This is a genomic window from Caulobacter sp. CCNWLW153 (assembly GCF_036889365.1).
GTDB lineage: Bacteria > Pseudomonadota > Alphaproteobacteria > Caulobacterales > Caulobacteraceae > Caulobacter > Caulobacter radicis.
Map to the genome: position 1 here is coordinate 84,528 of NZ_JBAKFV010000019.1, position 8,817 is coordinate 93,344.

General features: G+C 69.2%; 10 protein-coding genes. 7 read left to right on the top strand and 3 right to left on the bottom strand.

Annotated elements, in window-relative coordinates:
• The first annotated feature begins 71 nt into the window (after positions 1-71).
• The 5 genes from V6S85_RS23510 to V6S85_RS23530 all read left to right on the top strand — a co-directional run bounded on the left by V6S85_RS23510 (position 72) and on the right by V6S85_RS23530 (position 4,782).
• Positions 72-728, top strand: a complete 657-nt coding sequence (locus V6S85_RS23510; protein ID WP_116566340.1) for a glutathione S-transferase family protein — start codon at positions 72-74, stop codon at positions 726-728.
• Positions 729-788: 60 nt separating this feature from the next.
• Positions 789-1,898 carry a hypothetical protein gene (locus tag V6S85_RS23515; RefSeq protein ID WP_334350455.1) on the top strand — a complete coding sequence of 370 codons (1,110 nt, stop codon included), beginning with the start codon at positions 789-791 and terminating at the stop codon, positions 1,896-1,898.
• Between the two features lie 63 nt (positions 1,899-1,961).
• Positions 1,962-2,546, top strand: coding sequence for a uracil-DNA glycosylase family protein (locus V6S85_RS23520; protein ID WP_116566336.1), 585 nt, complete (start codon positions 1,962-1,964; stop codon positions 2,544-2,546).
• Positions 2,543-3,577, top strand: a complete 1,035-nt coding sequence (locus V6S85_RS23525) for an alpha/beta hydrolase (RefSeq protein WP_334350456.1) — start codon at positions 2,543-2,545, stop codon at positions 3,575-3,577. The genes V6S85_RS23520 and V6S85_RS23525 overlap by 4 nt, the downstream gene beginning before the upstream one ends.
• Before the next feature lie 143 nt (positions 3,578-3,720).
• Complete coding sequence (locus V6S85_RS23530; RefSeq protein WP_334350457.1) at positions 3,721-4,782, top strand: Leu/Phe/Val dehydrogenase; 1,062 nt, start codon at positions 3,721-3,723, stop codon at positions 4,780-4,782.
• A 128-nt stretch (positions 4,783-4,910) separates the two neighbouring features.
• Here the strand turns inward: V6S85_RS23530 and V6S85_RS23535 are convergent, their stop codons facing one another.
• Positions 4,911-6,344 carry an MFS transporter gene (locus V6S85_RS23535; protein WP_334350458.1) on the bottom strand — a complete coding sequence of 478 codons (1,434 nt, stop codon included), beginning with the start codon at positions 6,342-6,344 and terminating at the stop codon, positions 4,911-4,913.
• Positions 6,345-6,438: 94 nt separating this feature from the next.
• Here V6S85_RS23535 and V6S85_RS23540 point away from each other — a divergent pair, with 94 nt between their 5' ends.
• Both V6S85_RS23540 and V6S85_RS23545 read left to right on the top strand, forming a co-directional pair.
• On the top strand, positions 6,439-6,738 hold the full coding sequence (locus V6S85_RS23540) for a UvrB/UvrC motif-containing protein (protein ID WP_334350459.1): 300 nt from the start codon (positions 6,439-6,441) through the stop codon (positions 6,736-6,738).
• Positions 6,739-6,801: 63 nt separating this feature from the next.
• Complete coding sequence (locus V6S85_RS23545; RefSeq protein ID WP_109100331.1) at positions 6,802-7,980, top strand: vWA domain-containing protein; 1,179 nt, start codon at positions 6,802-6,804, stop codon at positions 7,978-7,980.
• A gap of 130 nt (positions 7,981-8,110) precedes the next feature.
• Here V6S85_RS23545 and V6S85_RS23550 read toward each other — a convergent pair whose 3' ends face one another.
• Entirely contained in the window at positions 8,111-8,626 is a 516-nt protein-coding gene (locus V6S85_RS23550) for a MerR family transcriptional regulator (protein ID WP_133244745.1), read from the bottom strand.
• Positions 8,623-8,817: acetyl-CoA carboxylase biotin carboxyl carrier protein subunit (locus V6S85_RS23555; RefSeq protein WP_334350460.1), on the bottom strand; the 195-nt coding region annotated here is incomplete at its 5' end. The genes V6S85_RS23550 and V6S85_RS23555, both read right to left, overlap by 4 nt.

Consider the following 8,817-nt stretch of genomic DNA (forward strand, 5'->3'; position numbering starts at 1 on the left):
AAGGTGGGTCTTGAAAAGAAACCTGTTCGGTGAACTATGAGCCTCCCAAATATGTCAGGGGAGGCTCGCTCATGATCGTCTTCGGTTCGTCTTTGTCGCCCTATGTGCGCAAGACCCTGGCCTTCGGGGCCGAGAAAGGGCTGAAGCTGGAGAACCGGGTGTCGCCGCCCGGGACCCTGGACCCCGAGTTCGCCGAGTGCAGCCCGTTTCGGAAGATCCCGGGCTTCCAGGACGGCGATTTCCGCATCTCGGACTCCACAGCGATCATCACCTACCTGGAAGCCCTGCATCCGGAGCCGAACCTGATCCCGGCTGAGGCCCGCGCTCGCGCCCGGGCCGTGTGGTTCGAGGAATATGTCGACACCATCCTGGTGGCGGCGGCCGGCAAGATCTTCTTCAACCGCATCGTCGCGCCGCGCTTCATGCGCCGGCCCGGTGACGAGGCCGTGGCCGCCAGGGCCGAGGCCGAGGAACTGCCGCCGGTGCTCGACTATCTGGAGCGCATCGTGCCGGACGCGGGCGGGTTCCTGCTCGAGGATCGCCTGACCCTGGCCGACATCGCCGTGGCCAGCCCCTTCGCCAACCTGCGCCACCTGAAGCTGGACCTGTCGCGCTGGCCGCGCACCAGGGCCTATACCGACGCCATCCTGGCCCGGCCGGCCTATGCGGCGCTGATCGCCGGCGAGGAAGCGCTGCTGGCGGCCTTTGCTCCGCCCGAGGCCGCCTGAAGCCTTGCCAAGCCGGGTGTGGCTATCGGAGGTTGCGGCGTCGAGTATGGAGTAGCTTCGATGTCGCAAATGAAGACCCCGGGCGTGTACGTCCAGGAGATCGCCCCGGTGCAGCCGATCTTGGGCCTGCCCACGGCGGTGACGGCCTTCGTCGGTCGGACCGGCCACGGTCCGGCAGGCGTCGCCGCGCCTGTCGACGGCCAGGCGGCCTTCGAAGCCGCCTACGGCCCGGCTGATCGGGCCTATCCCCTGACCCTGGCCGTGGCCGACTTCTTCGCGAACGGCGGCGAGGCCGCGGTGGTCGTCCGCCTGCCCGGAGACGCGACTACCCAGGCCAGCCTGGACAGCGCCCTGGCCGCGCTGAAGCAGACGCCGTTCAACATCCTCTACTTGTCGCCGGACCAGATCGAGGGCGATGTCCCGGTCTTCGCCCGGGAGACCGCCGCGGCCTTCGTGGTCGAGCGCGAGGCGATGATGATCCTCGAGGCCCCGGCCGCCTGGGCGACCGCCAAGATCGACGAGATGACAGTCGATGCGCTCGGCTACTTCTCCGAGCCGCAACTGTCGCGCATGGCTTGCTACGTCTCGCGCCTGCTCGACGAGAGCGGCCCGCGTCCGTCCGGCGGCGCCGTCGCCGGCATCTGGGCCCGCACCGACCGCAAGGACGGCGTCTGGACCGCGCCCGCCGGCATCCGCGCCGACTTCGCCAGCGGCGTTCCGCAGCGCTTCCTGACCGATGGCGACAACGCGGCGCTGTCGGCGCGGGGGCTCAACGCGCTCCGAAGCTTCCCGGGCCACGACGCCGTCATCTGGGGCGTGCGGACCCTGTCATGGGTCAGCGACACGTTCCGCTACGTGCCCGCGCGGCGACTGGTCGATCATATCGAGGACAGCGTCGAGGGCGGCCTGGCCTGGGCGGTGACCCAGCCGCCGTCGCCGGCGCTGTTCGTGACGGCGCAGGCGCAGGTGTCGGCTTTCCTGACCGAGATCTGGAAGGCCGGCGGCCTGATGGGCGCCAAGGCCGCGGAGTCGTTCTACGTGGTCTGCGACATGAGCAACAACGGGCCCTACATCGGCCAGGGCGTCCTGCGGGTCGACATGGGCCTGGCCGTGCAGCACCCGGCCGAGTTCGTTCCGGTGTCGGTCCTCGTCGAGGTCGCCGCGACCTGACGAGCAGGCCAAGCGGAGGGGGCGCCTCTTGGCGCGCGGCCGGCGGCGTCCTAACTGCCGGCCATGTCGCTTGACGTCCTGCTTTCCGAGATCCGCGCCTGTCGGGCCTGCGCTGGCGAAATCCCCGAGCCGCGCCCGGTGGTGCGGGTGGGCGAGGGGACGCGGCTGCTGATCTGCGGCCAGGCGCCGGGACGGCTGGTGCACGAGACCGGCCTGCCATTCAACGACCCCTCCGGCAACCGGCTGCGCCAGTGGATGGGCGTCGACCGCGACACCTTCTACGATCGCTCCGAGATCGGCGTGGCGGCGATGGCCTTCTGCTTTCCGGGGACCAATCCCAAGGGCGGCGACTTTCCGCCGCCGCCCCGCTGCGCGGCCCTGTGGCGCAAGGACCTGCTGGACCTGCTGCCCAATGTCGAGCTGACCCTGTTGGTCGGCGGCTACGCCCAGGCCTGGGCGTTGGGCGAGGCGATGAAGCCCTCGATGACGCAAACTGTGGCCGCCTGGAGCGAATACGCCGCCTACGGCGTTCTGCCCCTGCCGCATCCCTCGTGGCGCAACACCGCCTGGCTCAAGCGCAATCCATGGTTCGAGGAAGAGGTCACGCCCTATCTTCGCCGCCGTGTCGCGGGCATTCTGGCGCGATGAACCGCCGGAGCCTCCTCCTGACCGTCGGGGCCGCCGGCCTCGCCGCCGCCTGCGCCCCCATCACCCAGCGCCCCGCCCTCGCGCCGCTCGGCCTGCGCGGCGCCCGGCTGCAGGACGACTGGATGATCGCCTTCGACGGCGCCAAGCTCGGCCTCAAGCGCTGGCTGCCTCAGGACGGCGCCGTGACCCACGTGGTCGTCGGCCTGCACGGCATGAACGACTATTCCAACGCCTATCATCTGGCCGCCGACTGGTGGGCCGGGCAGGGGATCGCCACCTACGCACTCGACCTGCGCGGCTTTGGCCGCTCGCCGCGCCGGGGCGTCTGGGCCTCGGCCGACCTGATGATCGAGGACGTTCGCACCCTCGTTTCGCTGGTCCGCGAGGCCCACCCCGACGCCAAGGTCTCGCTGGCGGGCGTCAGCATGGGCGGCGGCCTGGCCATCGCCGCCATGGCCACCGACAACCCGCCGGCCGCCGACTCCCTCCTCCTGTTCGCCCCCGCCGTCTGGGGCTGGTCGGCCCAGCCTCTGCCCTACAAGACCAGTCTATGGATCAGCGCCCACACCGCGCGAAGCTGGGTGGTCAAGCCGCCCGAATGGCTGGTGCAGAAGGTGCTGCCGACCGACAACATGGAAGAGCTGAGGCGCATGGGCCGCGACCCGCTGATGATCTGGGGCGCGCGGTCCGACACCCTCTACGGCCTGGTCGGGCTGATGGAGCGGGCCTGGGCGTCGCTGGGCAAGGTGCGGGTTCCGGTCGCCTACTTCTACGGCGAGCGCGACGAGATCATCCCCGAGGAGCCGACCAAGCAGGCCGCCCGTCGCCTGAAGCCAGACGATCGTTCGGCCTTCTATGCTGACGGCTATCATCTGTTGCTGGTCGACAAGCAGGCGCAAGTCGTTTGGCGCGACGCGGCCGCGTTCCTGAAGGACCCGCAGGCCGACCTGCCATCGGGCGCGCCGCCGATCCCGGGCGCGCCGACCGCGCCGAATGTCGTCAAAGTTCAGGGTGTTCCGGCCGGACGCTAGTTGAACGTCCGGTATATTGCAGTGCGATATGAACGATCGTCGGCCGATGTGACAAAAGGCCGATAAAGTGATCCTTGCGGCGGCGCTCGGGGCGGCGTACACCCCGGCGCACTGTTTTCCAGGCTGAGGCGAGGCCCACGGCAATGACCTTGTTCGATCTGCCCGATTTCGAAGGGCATGAAGGCGTCCACTCGTTCTACGACGAAAAGACGGGCCTCAAGTCGATCATCGCCATCCACTCCACCGCGCGCGGCCCGGCCGCCGGCGGCTGCCGCATGTGGGACTACGCCAGCAGCGAGGCGGCGCTGACCGACGCCCTGCGCCTGTCGCGCGGCATGTCGTACAAGAACGCCATGGCCGACCTCGACTTCGGCGGCGGCAAGGCCGTGATCATCGGCGATAGCCGCAGCCAGAAGACGCCGGAACTATTCGAAGCCTTCGGCCGCGCGGTCGACAGCCTGGGCGGTTCCTATTGGACGGCCGAGGACGTCGGCGTCTCGCCGGCCGACCTTGAGAGCACCCGCAGGACCACCCGCTATGTCGCCGGCCTGGAAGGCCATGCGGCCGCCTCGGGCGACCCGTCTCCGGTCACCGCCGAAGGCGTGTTCCGAGGCGTGCGCCTGTGCGTCGAGCGCGCCCTGGGCCGTGACCTGAAGGGCGTGAAAGTCGCCATCCAGGGCGTCGGTCACGTCGGCGCCTACCTGGCCGAAAAGCTGCACGCCGCCGGCGCCCAGCTGATCATCGCCGACGTCAACCAGGTCGCCCTGAACGAAGTGGCCGCCAAGACCGGCGCGCAGATCGTGCCGACCGACGCCATCTTCGACGTCGAGGCCGACGTCTTCGCGCCCTGCGCCCTGGGCGGCGCGATCTCGGCCGCGACCCTGCCGCGTCTGAAGGTCAAGGTCATCGCTGGCGGCGCCAACAACCAGCTGGCCGACGCCATGATCGGCCAGACCGTGTTCGACCGCGGCATCCTCTACGCCCCGGACTACGTCATCAACGGCGGCGGCATCATCAACGTGGCCGCCGAGATCCGCGCCCTGGAAGCCGGCGGCGCCTTCGATCCGCAGTGGGTGGCGACCAAGCTCGACCGCCTGGCTCTCACGCTCGCCGAAGTGCTCGACCAGTCGCTGGCCGAGAAGCGCCCGGCTAACCTCGTCGCCGACGAGATCGCCCGCGCGCGGATCGCGGCGGCGCGCGTTTAGTCGCCCCGAGCGGGGCGACCCCCTCCGGCCCTCTGGGCCACCTCCCCCAGCGGGGGAGGATCTCAAGCGCCAAGATGCTCCCCCTCTGGGGGAGCTGTCGCGCAGCGACTGAGGGGGCCGCGAAGCGGCTACCGCCCGCTGATGCTGGCCCCCGCGTCCTTGTCCAGCCGCAGGTAGACTGGCAGCGCCAGAAGTGTCACCACCCCGATGGCCACGAACGGCCAGACGAAGCTCTGCGGCGTCAGGGCGTGCTCGCCGGCGCCCCGTGTCAGGTGCAGCATCAGGCCGCCGAAGCTGACCCCCAGCGCCAGGCCCACCTGCTGGCTGACCGCCGCCAGGGTCGAGGCGGCCGCCACGCGCGGCTGGGGCACGTCGGCATAGGCGATGGTGTTGGCAGCGATGAACTGGCTGGACCGCGCGAAACCGCCGATCAGCAGGAGGGCGATCATCAGCCACATCGGCGTCGTCGCCGTAAAGAAGCCCGGCACGGCGGTCATCAGCGCCGTGGCGACCACGAACACCGCCAGCGCCGTGCGGAAGCCGTAGCGCTTGAGCAGGGCGCTGGCGAAGGGACGGGCGACCAGCACGCCCAGGCCCGTGGCGATGGTGACGCCGCTGGCCTTCAGCGGGCTCCAGCCCAGGGCCACCTGTAGCAAAAGCGGCATCAGGAACGGGCTGGCGCCGATACCCAGCCTCACGAAGGTCCCGCCCACCAGGCTCGCGCGGAAGGTCGGATAGCGCAGCAGTGTGAGGTCCAGGATCGGTTTGGCCTGTGCCCGGCAGTGCTTGAGGTACAGCCATCCCGCGCCTAGCGACACCGCCAGCAGCAGCGCCTGCACCAGCGGCGGCAGCAGGGAAAGGCCCGCCGTCTCGGCCAGGCCGATCAGGCCCGACAGGGCGATGGCGCTCATCATGAAGCCCCGGGTGTCGAAACGCCCGGCCTCCGGGTCGGGCGCGCCCTTGGGCACGAAGCGGCGCACGGCGATCGCCCCGACCAGGCCGATCGGCAGGTTCAGGTAGAAGATCCACGGCCAGTCGGCCACCGAAAGCACGAAGCCGGCGATCGGCGGGCCGATCAGCGGTCCGACCATGGCCGGCATGGTGAACCAGCCCATGGCGCTGATCAGCTTGTCCTTGGGCGTCGAGCCCACGACAATCAGCCTTGCCACCGGCGTCATCATCGCCCCGCCTATGCCTTGGACGATGCGGGCGGCGACCAGCTGGCCGAGATTCTGCGACAGGCCGCAGAGGGCCGAGCCGACCAGGAACACCAGCATGGCGATCAGGAACACCCGCCGCGCGCCATAGCGCTGGGCGGCCCAGCCGCTGGCCGGGGTGAAGACGGCCAGCGCCAGGATGTAGGAGGTCAGGGCCAGCTTCAGGTGGATCGGGTCGGCCGAGAAGGCCTGGGCCAGGCGCGGCAGGGCGGTCGACAGGGCCGTGGAGTCGATGAACTCCATCAGAAGGGCGCTGGCCACGGCCAGCGACACCAGCCGCGTGGTCCACGGCGAGGGCTCTTGCAGGGGCGGGGCGGCCGGATTGACGGAGACGGGTTCGGACACGCCGACGGCCTACGCCCCCGCGCGCGACGTCTCAAGCAAAGAGTGGACGAACGCCGGCTTGAGGCGTTGTCGTCAGGCCAGCAAGGGAGCGGCCATGAGCGAGACCCACATCGAGACGCTGGAGGAGCGGATGGCCCAGGCCGTGGCCGCCGAGGACTTCGAGGCCGCCGGCCGGCTGCGCGACGAGATCGCCGGGCTGCGCCGGTCCGAGCGTCTGCACGAGCCGCCGAACGCGCCCGAGCCCCAGGCCTCGTACTTCCAGCGGCAGGTTCCCGGAAAGATGGGGCTGGGGACGGACCAGCCGGTTCCGGCCAGGCCGCCGGGTTGGATTCCACCTCCGAAGCCGGATCCGATGACTGCCGGCCATTCGCGCGGAGGACGCCGTCGGAAGTAGCGGGCCGTTGCGCCGAAGGGCGGATGGCCTCATTCTTTCGAACAGACGTTCGAGACCCTGCCGATGTTCCTTCGTTTCTTCTCCGAGCTGCGCCAGGCCAAGGTGCCGGTGTCCCTGCGCGAGTACCTCCTGCTTATGGAGGCGCTGGACAAGGGCGTCATCGATCGCTCGATCGACGACTTCTACTTCCTGTCGCGCGCCAGCCTGGTGAAGGACGAGAAGAACCTCGACAAGTTCGACCGCGTGTTCGGCCACGTCTTCAAGGGGCTGGAGACGGTGGGCGAGGGGATCACGGCCGATATTCCCGAAGAATGGCTGAAGGCCCTGACCGAGAAGTTCCTCACCGACGAGGAGAAGGCGCAGATCGAGGCCTTGGGCGGCTTCGAGAAACTGATGGAGACCCTGCGCGAGCGCCTGGCCGAGCAGAAGGAGCGCCACCAGGGCGGCAACAAGTGGATCGGCTCGGGCGGAACCAGTCCCTTCGGCAACAACGGCTACAACCCCGAAGGCGTGCGCATCGGCCAGGACAAGGGCCGCCACGGCCGGGCCGTGAAGGTCTGGGACAAGCGCGAATACAAGAACCTCGACGACAGCGTCGAACTGGGCACCCGCAACATCAAGGTCGCGCTGCGCCGCCTGCGCAAGTTCGCCCGCACGGGCGCGGCCGAGGAGCTGGACCTGCCCGGCACCATCCGCGGCACGGCCGAGAAGGGCTATCTCGACATCCAGCTGCGCCCCGAGCGTCGCAACGCCATCAAGGTGCTGATCTTCTTCGACATCGGCGGCTCGATGGACGGCCACATCAAGCTCTGCGAGGAGCTGTTCTCGGCGGCCAAGACCGAGTTCAAGAACCTGGAGTTCTACTACTTCCACAACTGCCTCTACGAGGGCGTGTGGAAGGACAACAAGCGCCGGCACACCGAGAAGGTCGCCACCTGGGAAGTGCTTCACAAGTTCCCGGCCGACTACAAGGTGATCTTCGTCGGCGACGCGACGATGAGCCCCTACGAGATCACCTATCCGGGCGGCAGCGTCGAGCACTGGAACGAAGAGCCGGGCGCGATCTGGATGAGCCGGGTCACCGACATCTACCAGAGCTGCGTCTGGCTGAACCCGACGCCCGAGCGCCACTGGGACTACACCCAGTCGATCGGGGTCATGAAACAGCTGATGAACGACCGCATGTTCCCCCTGACCATCGACGGGCTCGACAAGGCGATGCGGGAACTGGTGCGGGGGTGAAGGCAAAACCTCTCCCATAGGAGAGGAAGGGGCCCATGCGAAGCATGGGAGGGTGAGGGGTTTCAAAGTCGGCGGTCCCATCACCACGGCCTGAATGAAGGTCGGGGCAAACGGTGAGCGGTGTAACCCCTCACCCACCCACGTGCTGCGCGGGCCCCTCCCTCTCCCTTTGGGAGAGGGAAACAAGATACCCCGCGATCGCCGTCCGCCGCGCGTCCAGCGCCTCCAGTTGCGCCCGCAGCCGTGTCTTCAGCCGATCAGGACAGGCCCCGTCCGGTCCCAGCAGGTCGACGATCTCCGAGATCGGCAGGCCGAGCGTCTTGAGGTCGGCTATGGCCGCCAGCCGGGCCCGCGCCGACTGGCCCAGGGTGCGGACGTTCTTGGGGCCGCGCCCGCAGGCGATCAGGCCCATCTCCTCGTAGTGACGGATGGCGCGCAGGGTCAGGCCCAGCTGTTCGGCGACCTCGCCGATCGGCAGCTCGGAGGAGCGCAGCGTGAAGCGCGGGGCAGGGGCGGCAGCGGCAGTGTGGATAGCAGGCATCTGAACTCCCTTGCGAATGGTCGTCTGGGCCCGGCGACGGCGTTCCGCCAGCGCGAGCGCCGCCTTTGTCCGTGGACCGGGGATGGCGAGGTCGGGAAGGCTCACAGGAACTCCACGAGGACCTGATCGGCGGCGACGGGGTCGCCGGGCTTGGCGTTGACGGCCTTGACGACGGCGTCGCGCTCGGCGCGCAGGATGTTCTGCATCTTCATGGCCTCGAGCACGCAGACGACCTCGCCCTCGCGGACCTGCCGGCCGACCTCGACGTCCATGGAGACGACCAGGCCCGGCATCGG